This window comes from Brumimicrobium mesophilum, from assembly GCF_003025005.1.
In the GTDB taxonomy this organism is placed as follows: domain Bacteria; phylum Bacteroidota; class Bacteroidia; order Flavobacteriales_D; family Crocinitomicaceae; genus Brumimicrobium; species Brumimicrobium mesophilum.
The window spans coordinates 99,522-120,779 of record NZ_PVSS01000004.1; the positions used below are offsets into that span (position 1 = coordinate 99,522).

16 protein-coding genes are annotated in these 21,258 nt (G+C 33.3%); 7 read left to right on the forward strand and 9 right to left on the reverse strand.

Annotated features, from left to right (window positions below; translation table 11 throughout):
• The first annotated feature begins 74 nt into the window (after positions 1 to 74).
• The 5 genes from C6368_RS05130 (at position 75) to hsdR (ending at position 8,377) form a co-directional block, all read left to right on the forward strand.
• Positions 75 to 1,550 (forward strand): class I SAM-dependent DNA methyltransferase, encoded by a 1,476-nt coding sequence (locus tag C6368_RS05130; RefSeq protein WP_107038118.1) that lies wholly within the window; start codon positions 75 to 77, stop codon positions 1,548 to 1,550.
• Between the two features lie 2 nt (positions 1,551 to 1,552).
• Positions 1,553 to 2,767 carry a restriction endonuclease subunit S gene (locus C6368_RS05135; RefSeq protein ID WP_159038453.1) on the forward strand — a complete coding sequence of 405 codons (1,215 nt, stop codon included), beginning with the start codon at positions 1,553 to 1,555 and terminating at the stop codon, positions 2,765 to 2,767.
• Between the two features lie 11 nt (positions 2,768 to 2,778).
• Positions 2,779 to 4,173, forward strand: coding sequence for a KAP family P-loop NTPase fold protein (locus C6368_RS05140; protein WP_107038120.1), 1,395 nt, complete (start codon positions 2,779 to 2,781; stop codon positions 4,171 to 4,173).
• 234 nt (positions 4,174 to 4,407) lie between these two features.
• On the forward strand, positions 4,408 to 4,869 hold the full coding sequence (tnpA, locus tag C6368_RS05145) for an IS200/IS605 family transposase (RefSeq protein WP_107038121.1): 462 nt from the start codon (positions 4,408 to 4,410) through the stop codon (positions 4,867 to 4,869).
• 1,009 nt (positions 4,870 to 5,878) lie between these two features.
• Entirely contained in the window at positions 5,879 to 8,377 is a 2,499-nt protein-coding gene (hsdR, locus tag C6368_RS05150) for an EcoAI/FtnUII family type I restriction enzme subunit R (RefSeq protein WP_107038122.1), read from the forward strand.
• Positions 8,378 to 8,439: 62 nt separating this feature from the next.
• Here the strand turns inward: hsdR and C6368_RS05155 are convergent, their stop codons facing one another.
• From C6368_RS05155 to C6368_RS05180, 6 genes are all read right to left on the reverse strand, one after another.
• A complete protein-coding gene (locus C6368_RS05155; RefSeq protein ID WP_107038123.1) occupies positions 8,440 to 9,573 on the reverse strand; it encodes an alginate O-acetyltransferase AlgX-related protein in 1,134 nt (377 codons plus the stop codon).
• Positions 9,574 to 9,576: 3 nt separating this feature from the next.
• On the reverse strand, positions 9,577 to 10,998 hold the full coding sequence (locus C6368_RS05160) for an MBOAT family O-acyltransferase (protein ID WP_107038124.1): 1,422 nt from the start codon (positions 10,996 to 10,998) through the stop codon (positions 9,577 to 9,579).
• Positions 10,999 to 11,009: 11 nt separating this feature from the next.
• Entirely contained in the window at positions 11,010 to 12,155 is a 1,146-nt protein-coding gene (locus C6368_RS05165; RefSeq protein ID WP_107038125.1) for a cysteine desulfurase family protein, read from the reverse strand.
• A gap of 127 nt (positions 12,156 to 12,282) precedes the next feature.
• Positions 12,283 to 13,668: a phosphoglucosamine mutase gene (gene glmM, locus C6368_RS05170; protein ID WP_107038274.1), complete on the reverse strand. Its 1,386-nt coding sequence runs from the start codon at positions 13,666 to 13,668 to the stop codon at positions 12,283 to 12,285.
• 11 nt (positions 13,669 to 13,679) lie between these two features.
• Positions 13,680 to 14,168 carry a 6,7-dimethyl-8-ribityllumazine synthase gene (gene ribH, locus C6368_RS05175; protein WP_107038126.1) on the reverse strand — a complete coding sequence of 163 codons (489 nt, stop codon included), beginning with the start codon at positions 14,166 to 14,168 and terminating at the stop codon, positions 13,680 to 13,682.
• A 2-nt stretch (positions 14,169 to 14,170) separates the two neighbouring features.
• Positions 14,171 to 14,812 (reverse strand): tetratricopeptide repeat protein, encoded by a 642-nt coding sequence (locus C6368_RS05180; protein WP_107038127.1) that lies wholly within the window; start codon positions 14,810 to 14,812, stop codon positions 14,171 to 14,173.
• A gap of 574 nt (positions 14,813 to 15,386) precedes the next feature.
• Here C6368_RS05180 and C6368_RS05185 point away from each other — a divergent pair.
• Positions 15,387 to 16,682: a DEAD/DEAH box helicase gene (locus tag C6368_RS05185; RefSeq protein WP_107038128.1), complete on the forward strand. Its 1,296-nt coding sequence runs from the start codon at positions 15,387 to 15,389 to the stop codon at positions 16,680 to 16,682.
• 102 nt (positions 16,683 to 16,784) lie between these two features.
• Entirely contained in the window at positions 16,785 to 18,098 is a 1,314-nt protein-coding gene (locus C6368_RS05190) for a DEAD/DEAH box helicase (protein WP_107038129.1), read from the forward strand.
• A 256-nt stretch (positions 18,099 to 18,354) separates the two neighbouring features.
• Here C6368_RS05190 and C6368_RS05195 read toward each other — a convergent pair whose 3' ends face one another.
• The 3 genes from C6368_RS05195 to C6368_RS05210 form a co-directional block, all read right to left on the reverse strand.
• Entirely contained in the window at positions 18,355 to 19,494 is a 1,140-nt protein-coding gene (locus C6368_RS05195; protein WP_107038130.1) for a DegT/DnrJ/EryC1/StrS family aminotransferase, read from the reverse strand.
• Positions 19,495 to 19,644: 150 nt separating this feature from the next.
• Positions 19,645 to 20,247, reverse strand: a complete 603-nt coding sequence (locus C6368_RS05205) for a sugar transferase (RefSeq protein ID WP_107038131.1) — start codon at positions 20,245 to 20,247, stop codon at positions 19,645 to 19,647.
• On the reverse strand, positions 20,247 to 21,239 hold the full coding sequence (locus C6368_RS05210) for a glycosyltransferase family 2 protein (RefSeq protein ID WP_107038132.1): 993 nt from the start codon (positions 21,237 to 21,239) through the stop codon (positions 20,247 to 20,249). Before C6368_RS05210 ends, C6368_RS05205 begins: the two co-directional genes overlap by 1 nt.
• Positions 21,240 to 21,258 lie beyond the last annotated feature (19 nt).

Consider the following 21,258-nt stretch of genomic DNA (forward strand, 5'->3'; position numbering starts at 1 on the left):
AAAAAGTGACCAGTAACTTACTATAACCACTATATTCGTGGCAATACCACACAAGCAACAAAATTGTAAAATACATGAACTTCGAACAAACTTTCAAAAATATAGACGACCTTCTTTACAAAGATGCAGGTTCAGACAGTGAATTAGATTACATAGGACAAACCTCTTGGGTAATGTTCTTGCGCTACCTCGACGAACTAGAAAAAGACAAAGCAGACGAAGCAGAACTTTCTGGAAAAGAATACAAATTCATTATTGACGAAGAATTCAGATGGGGAAGATGGGCAATGCCTAAAAGACTGAAAGAAGCGTCGACAAATGAATACGAAACAGATATCAATAAAGCATTGACTGGATCGGATTTGGTACAATTCGTTGATTCAAAACTCTTCCCGTATTTGGCTAAATTTAAAGTTACTGCAGAAAACCCAAAAACGATTGATTATAAAATTGGAGAAATTTTCTCTGAACTAAAAAATAAAATTCAAAGTGGATATATTTTAAGAGAGATTCTAGAATATGCCGACGAACTTCCATTCCGTTCTTCAACCGACAAGCATGAGTTGAGTCACTTGTATGAAACGAAGATCAAGAACATGGGGAACGCTGGACGAAATGGTGGACAATATTATACGCCTAGACCGCTAATTCGTGCAATGATTAATGTCGTTGACCCACAAATTGGTGAAAAAGTCTATGATGGTGCAGCAGGTTCATGTGGTTTCTTGGTGGAAGCCTTCGACCACATGTATGAACGCATGGAAAAAACAACCGCTAACTTAAAAACTTTACAAGAAGATTCTTTCTATGGAAAAGAGAAAAAGAACTTGGCCTATGTGATTGGTACAATGAACATGATTCTCCACGGAATTGAAGCACCAAACCTTATTCATACCAACACTTTAGGTGAAAACATTCGTGACATACAAGAGAAAGACCGTTACCATGTGATTCTCGCTAATCCACCATTTGGAGGAAAGGAAAGACCAGAAGTTCAGCAAAATTTCGATATTAAAACTGGAGAAACAGCTTCTCTTTTCTTACAACACTTCATTAAAAGTCTTAAAACAGGTGGAAAAGCAGCAATTGTTATAAAAAACACCTTTTTAAGTAATACTGACAATTCTTCTATTGCATTGCGTAAACATTTATTGGAAAGCTGTAACCTACACACCGTTTTAGACATGCCAGCAGGAACTTTCACTGGTGCAGGGGTGAAAACAGTAGTTTTGTTTTTCCAAAAAGGAGAACCAACGAAAAAGATTTGGTATTATCAATTAGCCCCAGGAAGAAACATGGGAAAAACCAATCCTTTAAATGACAAGGATATGGAAGTGTTTCTGAAGGATTATAAAAAGCAATCTAACACAGAACAATCTTGGGTTTTCAAGATGAATAACATTGATCAAGAAACCTACGATTTATCTCCAAAAAACCCAAACACTCCCGAGGAATCTCCGTTGAGAAGTCCAGAAGTTATTTTGGAAGAAATGGTGAGTTTGGATGAAGAAACAAGTTCTATTTTGGAATCAATAAAAGGGTTGATATGAGCATGAAAGAGAGACCAAAATTACCGAAAGGCTGGAAAATACGTAAAATAAATAAGATTGGTAATTTATTCAGCGGAAACAGTATTAATGCAAAAATAAAGGAGGAGAAATATATGAACATTCAAGGTGGCATACCATATATTGCTACAAAAGATGTTGGATTTGATAGAAGCATTGACTATGAAAATGGAGTTAGAATACCTGAATCGGACTTAAGTAAATTCAGAGTTGCAACAAAAAACACTATACTTATTTGCGCTGAAGGAGGAAGTGCTGGGCGAAAGATAGGAATAACTAATCAAGATGTTTGCTTAGTAAACAAACTATTTACCTTATCAGTAAACATTGATGTACAACCTTATTATGTATTTTATTATTATCAATCTGAAAGGTTTCAAACAGAATTTAAATCAAATTTAACAGGGTTAATAGGTGGAGTCTCTAAAAGTAAATTTAAGAACATTCAAATCCCAATCCCTCCTCTCCCAGAACAAAAACAAATCGTTGAAATTCTAGATAAAGCTTTTGAAGCCATAGACAAAGCAAAAGCCAATATTGAAAGGAATATTGTTAATGCGAATGAATTGTTTCAATCAAAATTGAATGAGATTTTTAGTCAGAAAGGTGAAGGATGGGAAGAGACTACACTTAAAAAAGTTTGTGAAATAACAAGTAAATTAGTAAACCCTGAAGAGAGTAAATATATTGATTTAATACATGTTGGAGGAGGTAATATAGAAGCAGAAACTGGGAAGTTGATAAATTTAAAAACTGCAAGAGAAGAAGAACTAAAATCAGGTAAATTCAAATTTAACTCTACAATGGTTTTGTATAATAAAATCCGACCATATTTGGTGAAGGTGACAAGACCAGAGTTTAATGGTTTGTGCAGTGCAGATATGTATCCACTAGTTCCAATTAAAGATGAAATAACAAGAGATTTTTTGTACTATTTATTAATTTCTAAAAACTTTACTGATTATGCTATTAGTGGTTCTTCTAGAGCTGGAATGCCTAAAGTAAATAGGAAACATTTATTTGATTATCAATTCTCTATCGCCTCGCTCGAAAAGCAAAAAAAACTAACTAAAGAATTGGAACTTTTAAGAACAGAATATATGTCCATAACTAGTTTTTATAACCAAAAACTCGCCTCTCTCGAAGAACTCAAAAAATCCATACTGGAAAAAGCATTTTCTGGGGAGTTAACAAGTTAATCTAACACCACATGACCACACTAAATCCATTTGAAGACTTAACAAACATCACATTTGCAGATTGCAAGTTAGAAAGAGAAAAATATGCAGATGTACTCACTGATATTGTAAGAACAAATCCAAATGGTTTTGTTTTGGCAATAGACAACAAATGGGGAACGGGTAAAACCACCTTTGTTAACATGTGGAGAAACAAGTTAAAGAAGGATGAAGAGTTTAAAACGCTATATTTCAACGCCTGGGAAAATGATTTTGAAAACAATCCTTTTGTAGCTATTACAGCAGAATTGAAGGAGCTGTTGGGAAAGGAATCATCAGCAACTTTTAAAGCTGTTTTAGAAAAAGGGAGTATGATAGCTAAATCAGCTCTTCCTTCAATTTTAAAGAATCTAGCCAAACGATATGGAGGAGAAGATGTATCGGATATTTTAGAAAAGACAAGTGAAGGAATTTTAGCATCTTTTGACGATGATATTCAAGATTATTTAGAGCGTAAAAAGAACATCAAGGATTTCCATAAAAAACTAGAAGAATACATTGATGAAAATTCTAATGGCAACCCTATAGTGTTTATAATTGACGAATTAGATCGTTGTCGTCCAGATTATGCCGTTTCGGTTTTAGAAAATATCAAACACCTATTTTCTGTAAAAGGAATTGTATTCGTTCTATCCATTGACAAAGAGCAGTTAGGTCATGCCGTTTGTGGAGTTTATGGAAGTGAGAAAATGGACTCAAATGAATACTTGAGAAGATTCATTGATGTGGAGTATTCTCTTCCAACGCCTGAGTTGAAGAATTATGTTTTTTATTTAATGGAAGCTCATAAATTGAATGAGTTTTTCAATCATAACATAAGGAAAGGTGATGTGTACACCAACGAGAAGTCTAGTTTTATTACGTTCACTATGTTTATATTTAGACTAAAAGGTCTATCTCTAAGACAGCAAGATAAAATAATTAGACACGCTGGAATTACATTAAAAAGTTTTAAAGGAGATTCATTTATTATTCCTGAGTTGTTGGTTTATCTTATTTATTTAAGATCATATTATGGTGCCATATATTCTCAAATTAAAAATAAAGAATTCAAGCACCAGCAATTAATAGATAGTATCCAAGTTACTTTAAATGGTGTATTAGATATTGTGCATGATAATTACCTTCGTTCAAATATTGAAGCGTTTATGGTATTGTTCTATAATGAATATTTAGAATTTGATTATAAATTAAAATCTTTGACCAATTTTGATAGAAGAAAAGAAATAGACTTAAGATCAAAATTTGATCAAAATCAATTTTTACATTTTTTAGATAAAGAAAAAAACAACTACGATAGAAGTAGAACCTCAATAGAATATCTACTCAATAAGATTGATTTAATGGAACCATTTCAAGATATGTAATTTCTTATTTGATAATAGTTGCGTTATCGCAACTGAAACCATTGAATATATAGATGTTGTTATTTTATGGTTATTTGATTTAAGATTTCAAAATCCTATTTATCATATAATTAAGATTCAAACCTACTATATAATTATTTTTTCATAACTTGTTATAACAATCAAGAATAACCAGGTCAATCTGAAAGGCATTTTTTTTACCAAACCTTAAGGATGACATAAAACCTAAATGATATGGCAGGAACCTATTCACAAATCTATATTCAATTCGTCATTGTAGTAAAAGGTCGAGAAAACCTATTGCAAAAAGAGTGGCGCGCAGAAGTTTTTAAATATATTTCAGGAGTTATTAAAGCAAAAAATCAAAAATCTATCATTGTAAATGGAGTAGCTAATCACGTTCATATTTTTGTTGGGTTAAAACCATCAATGAGAATTTCAGATTTAGCCAGAGATATAAAAAACAATACCTCAAAATTCATCAATGAGCAAAATTGGCTCAAAAGTAAATTTTCTTGGCAAGAAGGATATGGCGCTTTCTCTTATGCTCAATCTCAAATAGATAATGTATATAAATACATTTTAAACCAACAAGAGCATCATCGCAAGAAGACTTTTAGAGAAGAGTATTTAGAATTTCTAGAAAAATTTGAAGTAGATTATGACGAACGATATCTTTTCGATTGGCTCGAGTAATATCACCTCTTCGAGGTTTTTGCTCCTCGTTCATGTACTATTTTAGAATTATTTCAGCCTTTCAGGCTTAATATTCGTAAAACATAAGTTTTTGCTTTACTCTTAATGATGAAAAGAAAAAGAAATAACACTTCTTCAAATCCAGAGGGATGGCATATTTCTAAGCCCTAGAGCACATGAACTGTAAATCACGAAGTGATGAAATTATTATAACCTAAAACTAATGATACTTCAACAAATCCCGAAGGGATGACATAATTATAAAGAGTTGAACCACTTGGTGTACCAATCCCGAAGGGATGACATATTAAAAATATAGATTCAAGAAATATCACCTCTTCGAGGTTTTTGCTCCTCGTTCAAGTACTATTTTAGAATTATTTCAGCCTTTCAGGCTTAATATTCGTAAAACATAAGTTTTTGCTTTACTCTTAATGATGAAAAGAAAAAGAAATAACACTTCTTCAAATCCAGAGGGATGGCATATTTCTAAGCCCTAGAGCACATGAACTGTAAATCACGAAGTGATGAAATTATTATAACCTAAAACTAATGATACTTCAACAAATCCCGAAGGGATGACATAATTATAAAGAGTTGAACCACTTGGTGTACCAATCCCGAAGGGATGACATATTAAAAATATAGATTCAAGAAATATCACCTCTTCGAGGTTTTTGCTCCTCGTTCAAGTACTATTTTAGAATTATTTCAGCCTTTCAGGCTTAATATTCGTAAAACATAAGTTTTTGCTTTACTCTTAATGATGAAAAGAAAAAGAAATAACACTTCTTCAAATCCAGAGGGATGGCATATTTCTAAGCCCTAGAGCATATGAACTGTAAGTCACAAAGTGATGAAATTATTATAACCTAAAACTAATGAAACTTCAACAAATCCCGAAGGGATGACATAATTCTAAGCCCCAAACCACACGAACTACCAATCCCGAAGGGATGAAATATTAAAGAAATTTGTATATTGCAGGAGGTAATAAAACCACCAATTAATGAACGAATCCCAAACTAGACATGACTTAATTGACCCAGCGTTGAGAAATGCGGGTTGGAACGATGTTCTGGGCAGTCGAATTAAAGTAGAAGTAATTACTGCCGGCCGAATTATCGGTAAAGATAGTAAAGGAAATTTGATTCAGAAAAAACCACTTTCTTGCGACTATGTATTAGAATATAATGGTAGAAGATTGGCGGTTATTGAGGCTAAAGCACGTGATAAATATTATACAGATGGACTAGCACAAGCTAAAGATTATGCAAATCGATTAAACACTCGTTTTGCTTATTGCACAAATGGTATTGAAATCTACGGTGTTGATATGGATGAAGGAACAGAAGGCGATGTTTCCAAATTCCCTTCTCCTGATGAATTGTGGGAAATGTGTTTCCCCACCCCAAAAGAAGACTATAAAATAGAAATCGAAAATTGGAAAGACCGTTTTAAAGAAGTGCCTTTTCCTTTATTTAAAGGTCAATATTTACCAAGATATTATCAACGTACCGCAGTAGAAAAGTGTTTGGAAGCAATTTCTAACAAACAAGATAGATTGTTATTGACAATGGCTACTGGTACTGGAAAAACAGCAACAGCTTTTCATTTGTGCTGGAAACTCTTTCAATCAAAATGGAATTTACAAAGAGATGCCGCAAGAAGTCCACGTATATTGTTTTTAGCAGATAGAAACATTTTGGCTGACCAAGCTTTTAATGCTTTCGAAGTTTTTGACAATATTGATACTAACATTAGAAAACGCATTAGTCCAGCAGAAATTAGAAAAACAGGACATGTTCCTAAAAATGGAGGTTTATTCTTCACGATTTTTCAATCCTTGGTTACAACAGCTTCCACAGGAGAAGAAGATAGTGAAGTGGAAGAGGAGTACACTCCTTTAGCGGCAGAGCCCCTTGAAATATTATATTCTTCTGATGAAAGAATAGAAATTAGAGAACGTTATTTAGAATATCCAGAAGATTTTTTCGATTTAATTATTATTGATGAGTGTCATAGAGGTGGAGCAAATGACGAAAGTTCATGGCGTGAAATTATGGAGTATTTCTCTCCTGCAGTTCAGCTGGGATTAACCGCTACACCTAAACGTGATGTCAACGCAGATACTTATGATTATTTTGGAGAACCAATATACACTTACGCTTTAAAAGACGGAATTAATGATGGTTTCTTGACTCCGTTTAGGGTAAAGCAAATTCAAACCAATTATGATGAATACACCGTAACTTCCGACGATACTATAATTGCGGGAGAAGCGGAAGTCGGTGATACGTTTACATACAAAGACTATGGAAGAACCGTAATTATTGACCAGATTGAACGATTTAGAGTACGAAAGTTCTTAAGTCAAATCAATCAAAATCATAAAACGCTAGTCTTTTGTGCAACACAAGTTCATGCGGCTGCAATTAGAGACATTATTAATCAAGAAAGCGATAGTAAAAGTATTGATTATTGTAAACGAGTAACCGCTGAGGATGGAAAGATGGGTGAACAAGCCTTAGCAGATTTTCAGAATAACGAAAAGCTAATTCCAACAATTCTTACAACATCTCAAAAGTTAAGCACAGGTGTAGATGCTCCTGAAATTAGAAATATTGTTCTTCTTCGACCTGTAAACTCAATGGTTGAATTCAAACAGATTGTAGGAAGAGGAACTCGACTATATGATGGAAAAGATTATTTCACGGTTTATGACTTTGTAAAAGCGCACAAGCATTTCCAAGATCCTGCATGGGATGGAGAACCAGAATCTCCTGAAACTCCAATTGGAGGAAAACCTGGGGCTGGGATTTGTATAGTATGCAACATTAAACCATGTGAATGTTCTACTGCTCATCCAGAACCATGTCCAATATGTGGTAACCTGCCTTGTAATTGTGAAAAAACTCCTACTGGAATCATCAAAATCAAACTTTCAGATGGTAAAGAGAGAGAAATAGACGCAACCATTAAAACAACATTTTGGAGTCCATCAGGAAAACCAATCTCATCAGCAGAATTCATGGATCAACTGTATGGTGAATTGCCAAAATTATTCGAAAATGAAGACGAATTACGTAAAATTTGGAGTATTCCAAGCACACGTAAAAAACTACTCACAGAACTCGAAGAAAAAGGATATTCAAACTCACAACTTGAAGATCTTCGTGACTTAATTCATGGTCAGGATAGTGATTTATATGATGTATTGAGTTATATCGCTTATAAAAGTCAACTTGTCGCACGACTTGAACGAGCAGGTCGCGCCAAAATCCAACTTGGAGAATACAACCCAAAGCAACAAGAATTCCTCAACTTCGTTTTAGATCAATATGTTAAAGAAGGGTTTGAAGAATTAGATACTGATAAGCTATCTCCTTTGTTGCATCTAAAATACAACAGCATTACCGATGCTAAAAACGAATTAGGAGATATAAACTCCATTAAAAGTACATTTATTGGTTTTCAAGAGCATTTGTATAAGAAACAAGTGAGTTAGGCTTGGAATAATATTATCAACAAAAACGGCGCACCGCATGATTCGCCGTTTAGGCTAAAATCCTATTTTGTGTGATCTTTGGTGAAATTTCCAATATGAGTTTCCAAACCAAGGAAGATTACCACATCAGGTTTAAATTTTTCAATTATTTCTTCGTTGAGTTTATACTCCCATGCATCAAAAATCAATAATGTTTCTGAAAAAACTTCTCTAACCAAAGGAATTATTGCTTCACCAAAAGAATCTCGAATAATGAGTACACGCAATCCATTTTTCAAATTAGTGTTCGTGTATCTATTTTCATAGGACCAAGGATAAGCAAAATCTTCAATGATAGGGAAACCATACTTTTCTGCTTCCACAGATTTTGGATTGTCAATCACAATTAGTTCGTTTTCCTCAGTTAATTCATCAATTCCCATCACATTGTAGTGATAACCTTTCTGGATTTTTTCCTTTTCCCAATGCAGTTTTGGTATGTCAATAATGTTTTTATTTGGAAATTGAACTCTTAATTTTTCCAAGATCAATTCTGTAAGTAAGTGTGCTGCACGATGATTCCAATGGTTGTCTAATTTTAGATATAGTTTTAGACTATCTTTTTTGGAGAGGAAATATGGAATAGGATCGAGAATTAAATTTGGAAATTCTTTTTCCATGTGTTTTTTTAGCATTTCAGTTCTATTACTTTTAGAAACATGAATATTATAAGGTAGTTTATCCGTATAGATCATATGTTTCATAGGTGCAATAATCCAAAAAAATGGGATATTCCTTTCATCTAAGTAAACTTTTCTCTCTCTCCATTCAGCACTAAAATCGTTTAATTGATCTTTGCTAAAATTATGTTTACCACTAATTAATTCTAATTCTTCACCTGATTTAAACATCCAGCCATCCCTTCCAATAATAGCTTTTTCAGGATGTGGCGAAATATTAAAAGTGTAAAATTTCATATAATGAAACATTTTCAATAATGGAGATCTAAAAAAGAAATTGTCTGCGGCAAATTCATCGAAATCTGATGGGAAATTATCTAATTTATTGATGTTTATAGAAATAGAATCTTTAAAAGAACGATTTTCATCTTTTCTACTGAATCCTTCAATTCCGGAAAAAGAAAGTAAGGCAGGAGCAATAATGATGATAATAAATAGAAATGGTAAAAGATATTTAATGAATTTACTCTCTTTCATAATTTAGAATCTAAAGTAAATAAATGGACTATATGAACCTGAATTAATATAAAAAATACAAAGCAAAAGCATAAGAACAATCCCAATATCCAACATTATTTGGGTTCCAATTGATTGAGTTATGTTTCTCCTGTCGAAGAATTCTTTAATTTTCACAAAAAATAATGAGCTGGATAATAGAGCTAAAACCAAAACAGCTAATCTTTCATTGTTTAAATGAGATATAACTTTACTACTTCCAATGTTTTCAAATGAAAAAAGTTTGACAATGTATATAATTGCTTCAGAAAAAATTTCAATTCTAAATAAAACCCAGCCAATCATAACCACAATAATGGCATAAAACCATTGTATTCCTTTTGGAAGTTTATCTAATATTTTTTTTAATCCAATGCGCTCCATTATTAGGAAAAAGCCATGAAATAATCCCCAAATTACAAAGCTCCAAGTGGCTCCGTGCCAAATTCCAGTTAATAAGAAAACTAAGGTTAAATTGAAGTAGGTTTTATAAGTCCCATTTCTATTTCCGCCCAAAGGAATGTAAACGTAATCACGAAACCAAGTTGATAAGGAAATGTGCCATCTTCTCCAAAATTCCTGAATGCTTTTAGAAATATATGGGAAATTAAAGTTTTCAAGAATTTTAAACCCAAACATTCTTCCTAATCCAATGGCCATGTCAGAATACCCGGAAAAATCAAAATATATTTGTAGAGAATAGGCAATAATTCCTAACCAAGCTGTTGGTGTATCAAGAAGTTCAAATGAATGATTAAATATTGAATCGGCTAATTCACCACATGTATTAGCAATAACTACTTTTTTAAATAAACCGAGGACAAATCGCTGTACTCCCGATCGAAATAGGGAAATTGATGATACCCGCACTTGAATCTGTTCCACAATATCATTGTACCTTACAATTGGTCCAGCGATCAATTGTGGGAATAGACTAATGTATAATGCTACATTAGAAAGTGACGTCTTTTGAGTATTTTCATTTCTGTAAACATCCCAAATCAACGACATTTGCTGGAAAGTAAAGAATGAAATCCCTAAAGGTAAAATTATATTTTGGTATGGAATAGCATCAAAACCAGTGCTAAAAGTAGAACCAATTACATTTATATTATTAATCAGAAAATCCAAGTATTTAAAAAATACTATAATTAGGATGTTCACAATAAGTCCAATAATGAGCCAATTTTTCTTTAACGAATTGTTTTTTTCAATTTGTTTTACAAATAGGTAATTAATTAAAATAGAACCTATTAAGATCAATGAATAAGATACACCTCCCCAAGCATAAAAAATTAAACTAAAGACAAGTAAAGTATAATTTCTATATTTATTAGGTGTCAAATAATAGAGCAGAAGAAGTACTGGAAGAAATGCAAAAAGAAAAACTATACTATTGAATAACATGGTAAATCAATTTAAGCCACCATGTCCTTCTCAAACGCTTCTTTTAAAACACCCACTGCGAAATCTATTTCTTCTTTTGTTGTATATCTCGAGAACGAGAACCTAACGTTTGGTCGAGTAGTATCTGCTTTGATTCCAGCCAATACGTGAGAGCCAATTGCACTTCCGGAAGTACAAGCAGAACCTCCAGAGCAAGCTACACCTTTTAAGTCAAGTGTGAACAATAGCATGGCTGATTTATCTGTTTTCGGTAAACACATGTTTACAACAGTGTATAAGCTTTTTTCTGGCGTTGTATCTCCATGTACATGAACATCTTCAATTTGTGATTGTACTTGCTCAATCATGTAAGATTTTAAACCTTGAACATGTTTTTGGTGACCTTCTAAATCTTCGTAAGCGATTTCCATTGCTTTCGCTAGACCAACAATTCCGTATAAGTTTTCTGTTCCACCTCTTAAACCACGTTCTTGTGAACCTCCTTGGATGAAAGGCAAACCTTTTATACTGTTCTTGATGTACAAGAAACCAATTCCTTTTGGTCCGTGAAATTTATGTGCTGCACCAGTAATGAAATCAATGTCTAATTCGTTTAAATCAAAAGCATAATGTGCCATTGTTTGAACGGTATCAGAATGGAAATATGCATTGTGCTTGCGACACATTTGACTTACTTTTTCTAAAGGAAGTAAATTCCCAATCTCATTGTTTCCATGCATTAATGAAACCAAAGTAGTTTTATCAGTCTTTGCTAACAATTCTTCTAAATGATCTAAATCTACGTGACCATTTGGTAAAATTCTAACTAAATCTAATTCTATTTTATTCTTTTGACAAATATTTTCAGCGGTATGAATTACAGCGTGGTGTTCAATTTCTGAAGTAATTACACGCGTTACGCCTAATTCGTTGATTGAAATACTGAAAGCCATGTTATCAGCTTCCGTTCCTCCAGAAGTAAAAACTATTTCAGAAGGTTTTGAGTTAATTAGCTTTGCAATTGTTCTTCTAGAAGTCTCAATAGTTCCTTTGGCTTGACGACCAAATGAGTGAGTAGAGGATGGGTTACCAAACTCATTTTTTAAAAATGGCACCATAGTTTCAAAAACTTCTGGAGCGACTGGTGTTGTTGCAGCGTTATCTAAATAAACTCTCATAACTGTATATTGTTCTTTGTGTTCAAAAACTTTAAACTCGTAAAAGTTCAAAATTAGCTTAAAACTATAATTCTGTAATTGAAAAATGAGGTTAAAAATTCTCTATTCTTGAATTCTTAAAATTGATTTACATCAAACCCTCAATCTCCACCATAATATCTTTGGCCAATTGATCAGCTTTTTCATTGTTTTCACTTTCAGCATATATTCTGATGATAGGTTCGGTATTACTTTTACGTAAATGCACCCATTCCTTTTCAAAATAAATTTTTACCCCATCCGTTGAATCAACTTCTTGCTTGCTGTATTTCTCAGCCATTTTTACAAGTACTTGGTCAACATCCGTTGCTGGAGTTAATTGAATCTTGTTTTTTGAAATCGTATACTTTGGATAACTGTCTCTTAATTCTGAAGCAGTAACTTTTGCTTTGGCTAATTGTGTCAAGAATATTGCTATTCCAACTAAGGCATCACGACCATAATGAAGCTCTGGAAGTATAACACCACCGTTTCCTTCACCACCGATAACAGCGTTAACTTCCTTCATTTTCGCAACAACATTCACTTCGCCAACTGCTGATGCAAAGTATTGATGTCCATGTTTTTCTGTTACATCACGTAAAGCACGAGTTGAAGACAGATTTGAAACAGTTGAACCACCTTTATGTGCTAAAACAAAATCTGCAACAGCAACCAAAGTGTATTCTTCACCGAACATTGTACCGTCTTCACAAACCATTGCCAAACGATCAACATCTGGGTCAACAGTAATTCCTAAGTCAGCTTTATGTTGTAAAATAGCTTCTGATAAATCTACCAAGTGAGCCGGTAACGGCTCAGGGTTATGAGCGAAAATTCCATTAGGTTCACAGTGGATACCTGTTACTTTTTTGACACCTAAAGCATCTAATAGTAATGGAACTGCAATTCCACCAGTAGAATTCACTGCATCAACAACGATTGAAAAATCTGCATTTTTAATTGCTTCAATATCGATATATGGAAGATCAAGGACAGCTTCGATGTGTTTTTGAATGTATTCGTTATTTTCCGTAAGTTTTCCTAATGAATCAACATCAGCAAAGTCAAATAATTCTTTTTCAGCAATTTCAAGGACTTTTTCACCTTCTTCACCAGAAATAAATTCTCCAGCTCCGTTTAATAATTTAAGTGCATTCCATTCCTTAGGATTGTGACTTGCAGTGATAATGATACCTCCGTGTGCTTTTTCCATTGTTACTGCCATTTCAACAGTTGGAGTAGTGGAGAGGCCTAAATCAACAACGTTAATTCCAAGACTTCTTAAAGAAGCAATTACTAAATTGTTTACAACTGGACCAGAAATTCTAGCGTCGCGACCGATAACTATAGTTAGTTTCTTCGCATTATTTTCTTGCTGCAACCATGTTCCGTATGCAGATGAAAATTTTACAATATCTAAAGGAGAAAGTCCTTCACCGACTTTTCCACCAATTGTTCCTCGAATTCCTGAAATAGATTTAATTAAGGTCACGCTTCTAGTTTTTAAATTGATTTTTTCAAATGAACCATTTTTATACAAGCAATGGCAGCTTCAATTCCTTTGTTTCCATGTATACCACCCGAACGATCTATGGCTTGTTGCATAGTATTGTCAGTTAAAACACAAAAGATAGCAGGTTTATTGTATTTTAATCCTACATCTTTTACACCTTGAGCCGTTGCATCACATACAAAATCGAAATGTTTAGTATCACCTTGAATCACAGATCCTATTGCTACAACGCCATCAATGTCTTCTTTTTCTAAAAGCCATTGAGATGCCAAAGGCAATTCGAATGATCCAGGAGCGTAATGCACATGAATGTTTTCTTCTTTTACACCATTTTCAAGCAATGCTTCCTTTGCACCTTTAAGCAAATTGAATGTTATGCTTTCGTTCCATTCAGAAACAACAATGCCGATGTTGAAATCGGCACCGTTTGGTATACTGTCTTTATCGTAATGAGATAAGTTTTTATTTACTGTAGCCACAATTATTCGATTACTGAATTTTCTGCTCTAGTAATGTATTTATCAATTCCTTTTTGACTAGCAAATGATAAATAATCACTTTTAATAATAGTATAGTACTCTGCGGCTTTAGCGAAATCTCCTGCTTCTTCAGCATTTAATCCTGCTTTGTAATAAAACATTGGCGTTGTAACGTCGTTTGTTTTACGTTCAGCTGCTTTTACATACATTTTTACTGCGTTTTTGTAGTCACCTAATTCTGAATAACAATCTCCTTGTGTTCCAATTGCTAAAGTCATTAAGTATGTGTCTTCAATTTTAACACCTTTCAATTCGTTCAGTGCTGCTTCGTAATTTCCTTGCTCGAAATATAAATTTCCAAGTGCATATTGAGCTACTTCACCACCTTTGTAACCATCATATTCTGATGTTAAGTATTCAAACTCTTCAGTCGCTAATTGCGTTGAATCATTTTCTAAGTACATTATAGCATTTGCTATCTCTGCTTCAGAAGCCTTTTCATTTGGCCCCGAAATAAAGTAGTTATATGCAAGTACGGCTAGTACCACAACTGCGATTACACCTACAACTATTGTAGAGTACTTAAGGATCTTGTTGCCCTTAAATTGTTCGATAATTTCTTCTTTTGTAATGTTTTCACTCATAATTAGCTATTTTAAAGCAAGTGCAAAAATAAGTTTTTTTTTCATCCAAAACGAAGATTTTATAAAAAGTCACGTGTTAGTAACTTATTTAAATTAAAAAGTGCTTGCAAAAGCTTGTGAATATTGGTTTTAGCTTTTATATGGTCTTTAATAATTCTCTTATTATTTAATGATAAATTCACAGTAAATGCTATCAATCCAATAAAGTTGTTTGATTTTAAATGAATCTAGTGCGGTTTTTCTTAAATATTTATTGAATTATGAAGAATGGTGGATTACAGAAAGAGTTGTATGAAATTCTGGTTTTTGCAACTAAGGAAAATCCTTGAATGCTTTCGTTTAGTGTGAATCTTAGCACAAAAACCTTTAATTTATCTGGAGAAAGACTCATATAAATATGAGTCAAATACTAACCAAAAAAAAACTCTATAAATTGTAATGTTATCCAATCCATAAGAAATAAAATTCTTAATTCTAATCTAGGAGAATCACCTTTTTCAGAAAACTCATTAATTATCATGAAATATCGAGCAATTCACAAAAAAGTGTGTCTATCTTTGTTGAAAAAAATAGAATGTCCAAACTTTTATCCGAATTAGGAATTAATCCTCAGATCCAGCAAGCTTTAAACGAATTAAAAATAACTGTAGCGACAGATATTCAAGCACAAGTTATTCCCATTATTCTCAATGAAAATCAGGATGTTGTAGCGCTTGCTAAAACTGGAACGGGTAAAACAGCTGCTTTTGGATTGCCTTTGATTCAGTCGGTTGAAGTTGAAAATGAAAGTATTCAGACCTTAGTTTTGTCTCCAACTAGAGAATTGAGTCAGCAGATATTTAATAATTTGGTGGCTTATGCAAAGCACTCACCAGAAGTGAAGATCACTTTGCTTACAGGAGGAACAGCTTTAAAAACTCAAATTGAGGAGTTAAAATCTCCAACTCATATTGTTGTAGCTACTCCAGGTAGATTTTTGGATTTAGCAGAGAAGAATGCATTAGATGTGAAATCATTGAAAAATCTTGTTTTGGATGAAGCAGATGAAATGTTTCAAGCGTTGAAAGATGATTTGCTGCCAATTCTTAAGGCTTTACCTAAAAAACGACGTACACTTTTATTCAGTGCTACTATGCCGGGTGGACTAAAGGATATCGTTCATAATTACATGTCGAAAAGTGCAATTTCTGTAGATTCAGATATGGTTACGGTTGGACATAAGGGAATTGATCATCAATATACGGTTGTAGAACCGATTGAGAAATTGGATGTTTTATTACACTTTTTAGGAACCCAACAAGGTGGAAGGGGAATTATTTTCTGTAAAACAAAGGCTGCAGTGAATAAATTGGCTAAAAATTTAGCGATACGTAAGATTTCGTCAGGCGCTTTGCATGGAAGCTTAACCCAAGGAATTCGAGATCGAATTATGGAGCAATTTCGTGAAGGCCACATCGATATTCTTGTTGCAACGGATTTGGTTGCACGTGGAATTGATATAAAAGAATTGGCGTTTATTGTGAATTATCATTTACCTGACACTTACGAAGCGTATGTACACAGAAGTGGACGAACTGGTAGAGCAGGAGCGAAAGGACTTTCAATGACTATTCTTCAAAAAGAGGAGGTTGCTGAAATTGCTGGTTTTGAAAAGGAACTGGGAATTGAGTTTAAAGCTATTCAAAAAGCAAATTCTGAGGCCATCGAAGAAAATAATACTTTGGTTTGGGCGAAAAAAGTTTTCAAAACAAAACCAAATCGTCAAATGCCCGAAGAATTGAAAGACCAAGTGAAAACGATTTTTAAGCATTTAACAAAAGAAGAATTGATTGAAAAGGTGTTGGCTAATTATTGGAAAGAAAATAGCTAAACTTGATGGAGTGTTTAAAACGAAGCACTTTAGAAAAGTATAAATTGCAACTAAATTAAAAGAAAGGTATTGAATCAAATACCATTTTAAAGTAAAAAAGAAATGGCTAATAATATAAAATCGCAACGAGATATTCTTGATAAATTAAATATCGAGGAGTTAAATTCTATGCAAAAGGAGGCAAATAAGATAATCGTTAAAAATGAAAATACGATTGTTCTTTCTCCTACTGGAACGGGAAAAACATTGTCGTTCTTGATGCCATTGTTTAGTGTTTTAGATCCTAAAGTTGATGGAATTCAGGCCTTAATTGTTGTGCCTTCTCGTGAATTAGCCATTCAGATTGAACAAGTTTTTCGCCATATGGGAACGGGGTTTAAATTAAATGCTGTTTATGGTGGACGTTCAAAATCAAAGGACAGAATGGAATTAAAGCATATTCCTTCAGTTCTGATTGGAACACCTGGTCGAATTTTGGACCATTTCACAGATGAAAGAATGGATACCAATACAGTTAAATATTTAGTATTGGATGAATTTGATAAAATTCTAGAAGTTGGTTTTGAGGAGGAGTTGAGTCAAATACTTGGTTTTTTGCCCAATTTAGAAAAACGAATCCTAACATCTGCAACGAATATTGAAAAGGTTCCATCATTTGTAAAGCTGAAAGAACCAAAAATATTAAATTATTTGGATGCTGGTTCAAAATCAAAATTAGACCTAAAAGTTGTTGAATATGTGAAATCTCAAAAGGCTGATATTCTGGTAGATTTATTGAAACATTTAGGAAATCAAAATGGAATTGTTTTTTGTAATTTTAAAGCTACGATTGAGGAAGTAAGTTCTCTGCTAGAAGAGAATAATGTTGAGCACAGTTGTTTTTCTGGAGGAATGGAACAAATAGAGCGTGAACGTTCTTTGATTAAATTCAGAAATGGAAGTACGCATGTCATGGTAGCAACCGATTTAGCTGCCCGCGGATTGGATATACCAGAATTGAGTTACATTATTCATTACGAATTGCCTCATGCTTACGAAGAATTTACGCACAGGAATGGACGTACAGCAAGGGTTTCAGCGAATGGAACTTCTTATGTTTTAAAAGATAAGGACAGAAGTTTACCGGATTTCATTAAAAACACAACGCTTTTAAAGCAATTTAAAAATGCAGGATTAGCCAAACCATATCACACAACTTTATTTATTTCAGGAGGAAGAAAAGACAAGATTTCAAAAGGAGATATCGCTGGTCTTTTTATGAAAATAGGAGGGTTGTCAAGCGACGAATTGGGATTAATTGAATTGAAACAAGATTGTGCTTTTGTTGCAGTGCCATTAAAAAAGGCAGATCAATTGATTAAAAAATTGAACAATTCGCACTTGAAAAAAAAGAAGGTAAGGATTTATGGAATTTAGCATAAATCCTTTTTGAGTGTAACTCGTAAAAAATGTAGTTCATTTTTTACGAATAATAACACTGTGAGAGTGCAAAACATAAAATATAGATATAAGTATAGCTATAAAACACAAAATCCTTTGACGTAATGCCAAAGGATTTTAAAATCAATTAATACTAGAGTGATATATTCTTACTTTATTTCATAAATAATTCCAAATAATTTGGCCTCCTTTCTTAATTCAACGTTTGACTTTTTACTTGAATTCCTATACATTAATGATTCTCTACAATCTTCAATATAGCCTTTAAAATTCTTTCTCTATCGTCATCAGACAAATTCGAACTACTTGGCAGACACAATCCAATTTCGAAAAGGTCTTCTGCTACATTTGTACCGTAGTAATCACAATTTTCAAAAATAGGTTGCATATGCATTGGTTTCCAAAGTGGTCGTGTTTCAATGTTTTCTTCTTCAAGGGCCAAGCGTAAATCTTCTCTAGAGAAACCGGCTTCTTTAGCATGAATAAGTACTGTAGACAACCAACGGTTACTGTATATACCTTCTGGTTCATCTACAAATTCAAAACCACGTAGATGACCTAAATTCTCCTTGTAAAATCCAAAATTTGCACGTCGTAAATTTATGTGTTTGTCTAAAATCATCATTTGACCTCGGCCAATTCCTGCAGAAATGTTAGACATTCGATAATTATAACCAATTTCACTGTGTTGGTAATGAGTAGCTGGATCTTTTGATTGAGTGGCAAAGAATACAGATTTTTTCTTTTCTTCTTCTGTGTTACTAATTAAAGCACCACCTCCAGAAGTTGTAATTATTTTGTTTCCATTAAAGGAAAGAATACCATGTTTTGATAGCGTTCCACACTTTTGACCTTTGTAACTACTACCTAAAGCTTCGGCAGAATCTTCAACAACTGGAATATCATACTTTTCTGAAATAGCATTGATTTCTTCAGCTAAATAAGGCATTCCATACAAATGTACAGCTACAATTGCTTTAGGTTTTACACCATGCTTTTTGATGGTTCCTTCAATGGCTTTAATTAAATCAGTTGGACAAATATTCCATGTTTTTGTCTCACTATCTACAAATACTGGGTTTGCACCTTGATATAAAATTGGATTTGCAGAAGCAGAAAAAGTCATGGATTGACAAATTACAAAATCTCCATTTTTAACCCCAAGCATAATTAGTGCTAAATGGATGGCTGCGGTTCCAGAACTTAGTGCTGAAACTTGCTTTTCGTTGCCTAAGTAGGACTTTAAATCTTCTTCAAAACCATTTACATTTGGTCCAAGAGGGGCAACCCAATTTTCATCAAATGCTTGTTGTACAAATGCTTGTTCGTGTCCTCCCATGTGAGGAGATGAAAGCCATATTTTTGAGTTCATTTTTTTGTTATAGTTTTAATGTGAGTTTAGAACTAATGGTATGTAAATTAGTACATTAATCCAAAGTACCATAGCGGAATTGTATTTAAAAATCCTTTTTCAATATTGTCTTTAACAACAAATCCATTTTATATATTTTTAACTTGTTTTTTACCATTCACTTTCATCAAATCCACCTAAAACTGTTTGTATAATCAATTGAAGGTCCAATTTTAAATTTTGACGTTCTAAATAAAGTAAATTGATTCTAATTTTATCAGGGTAAATAACATTGTCATTGTAATGTATAGGGTCTTCTTGCGCAGCCAATAGCTCTTCCTCATTTTTGTACTTTAGACTTGCTGGACCTGTAATACCCGGCTTTAGCTTTAATATATCTCTGTCTCTTCCTTTTAGTAAATCAGCATAACCGGGCACATCTGGTCTTGGACCAACAAAACTCATATCACCAATAAGTACGTTCCATAAGCCAGGTAATTCGTCAATTTTGTATGCACGTAGTTTTTCTCCCAATGGAGTAATTCTGCTTTCTCCTTTTACTGAGATTGAAGATCCACTGTGTGAAACAGACATTGAACGGAATTTTATCATTGTGAACAATTTTCCGTCTTGACCAACTCTTTTTTGCTTAAAGAAAGCTGGCCCTCCTGGCATTTTAATTTTAATAAGAATGGCTACAAGCAATAAAACGGGCCATAATAAGGAGAGTCCGAACAATGCTAACAGAAAGTCTACTATACGTTTTTGGGTCATTATTTTTTAGTGATGAGTTGAATTAATCCCATTAGTGAACCTGTTCCATAAGATAAATGCAAAGTGATAAATGCAAAAAACAAGTAAAATAAATTGAGGTTCTCTTTAGATGAAATCTTTAAACTAATGAAGGTAATTAAAGTTGAATAAGCAAAAATTGATAATAAGGCGAGAAAAATAAATGGAAACCAAATCAAACTTAACAGAGTAGGGACCAGCATAGACATTACGAATATGAAAGGAATGAAATGGCGAATTGATAAAGAATCTAGGTTCTTTGTATATTTCATCATTAATATATTCCACTTTCCATTTTGGAAATTATTTTTTGCTAAAGCACCGTAATCTTCTCTTGCGAAATAAGTACAATAAGTATCAGGAACTAAATAGATCTTTCCACCATTTCTTAAAATCCTCTTGTTTAATTCGATATCTTGGTTTCTTGTTAATTTTGGGTTGTATAAACCATATTCTTCGAAAACTTCCTTTTTATAACAGCCAAATGGAACAGTATCTACTTGAGTAACATCTTCGATACCTAAGCGAAACATTGAATTTCCGACTCCAAATTTATTACTGAGCACTTCGCGAATGGCTAAACTTTTTGGAGTTTTATTGATCACGTCAGTTTGACAAACAGCACCAACGTTTGTGGCATCTAATTCAATCAATGCCTTACTCAAAACGGATACATAGTTCGCTTCGAAATGAGAATGTGCGTCAATTCGCATGATGATATCACCTTTCGCAGCGTCAATTCCATAATTCATAGCGAAAGGAACAGTCCTCTCTGGATTGTCTATTAGTTGAATAAATGGGTGAGTGGAATGGTACCGATTGATAATTTCACGTGTTTTATCTGTACTTCTTCCATCAACAAAAAGTAATTCAATATCTGATTTATCAATATCTTGAAAAAGCATTGAATCAATACACTTTTCAATATATTTTTCTTCGTTGTAAGTTGGACAAATGACTGAAATTTTAGGCATGAAAACTGTTTCTAAACTT

What these genes read in the sequence shown, in the direction of transcription:
- C6368_RS05130 (WP_107038118.1), top strand. Translation starts at nt 75, where the DNA reads ATGAACTTCGAACAAACTTTCAAAAATATAGACGACCTTCTTTACAAA.
- C6368_RS05135 (WP_159038453.1), top strand. Translation starts at nt 1,553, where the DNA reads ATGAAAGAGAGACCAAAATTACCGAAAGGCTGGAAAATACGTAAAATA.
- C6368_RS05140 (WP_107038120.1), top strand. Translation starts at nt 2,779, where the DNA reads ATGACCACACTAAATCCATTTGAAGACTTAACAAACATCACATTTGCA.
- tnpA (WP_107038121.1), top strand. Translation starts at nt 4,408, where the DNA reads ATGGCAGGAACCTATTCACAAATCTATATTCAATTCGTCATTGTAGTA.
- hsdR (WP_107038122.1), top strand. Translation starts at nt 5,879, where the DNA reads ATGAACGAATCCCAAACTAGACATGACTTAATTGACCCAGCGTTGAGA.
- C6368_RS05155 (WP_107038123.1), bottom strand. Translation starts at nt 9,573, where the DNA reads ATGAAAGAGAGTAAATTCATTAAATATCTTTTACCATTTCTATTTATT.
- C6368_RS05160 (WP_107038124.1), bottom strand. Translation starts at nt 10,998, where the DNA reads ATGTTATTCAATAGTATAGTTTTTCTTTTTGCATTTCTTCCAGTACTT.
- C6368_RS05165 (WP_107038125.1), bottom strand. Translation starts at nt 12,155, where the DNA reads ATGAGAGTTTATTTAGATAACGCTGCAACAACACCAGTCGCTCCAGAA.
- C6368_RS05180 (WP_107038127.1), bottom strand. Translation starts at nt 14,812, where the DNA reads ATGAGTGAAAACATTACAAAAGAAGAAATTATCGAACAATTTAAGGGC.
- C6368_RS05185 (WP_107038128.1), top strand. Translation starts at nt 15,387, where the DNA reads ATGTCCAAACTTTTATCCGAATTAGGAATTAATCCTCAGATCCAGCAA.
- C6368_RS05190 (WP_107038129.1), top strand. Translation starts at nt 16,785, where the DNA reads ATGGCTAATAATATAAAATCGCAACGAGATATTCTTGATAAATTAAAT.
- C6368_RS05195 (WP_107038130.1), bottom strand. Translation starts at nt 19,494, where the DNA reads ATGAACTCAAAAATATGGCTTTCATCTCCTCACATGGGAGGACACGAA.
- C6368_RS05205 (WP_107038131.1), bottom strand. Translation starts at nt 20,247, where the DNA reads ATGACCCAAAAACGTATAGTAGACTTTCTGTTAGCATTGTTCGGACTC.
- C6368_RS05210 (WP_107038132.1), bottom strand. Translation starts at nt 21,239, where the DNA reads ATGCCTAAAATTTCAGTCATTTGTCCAACTTACAACGAAGAAAAATAT.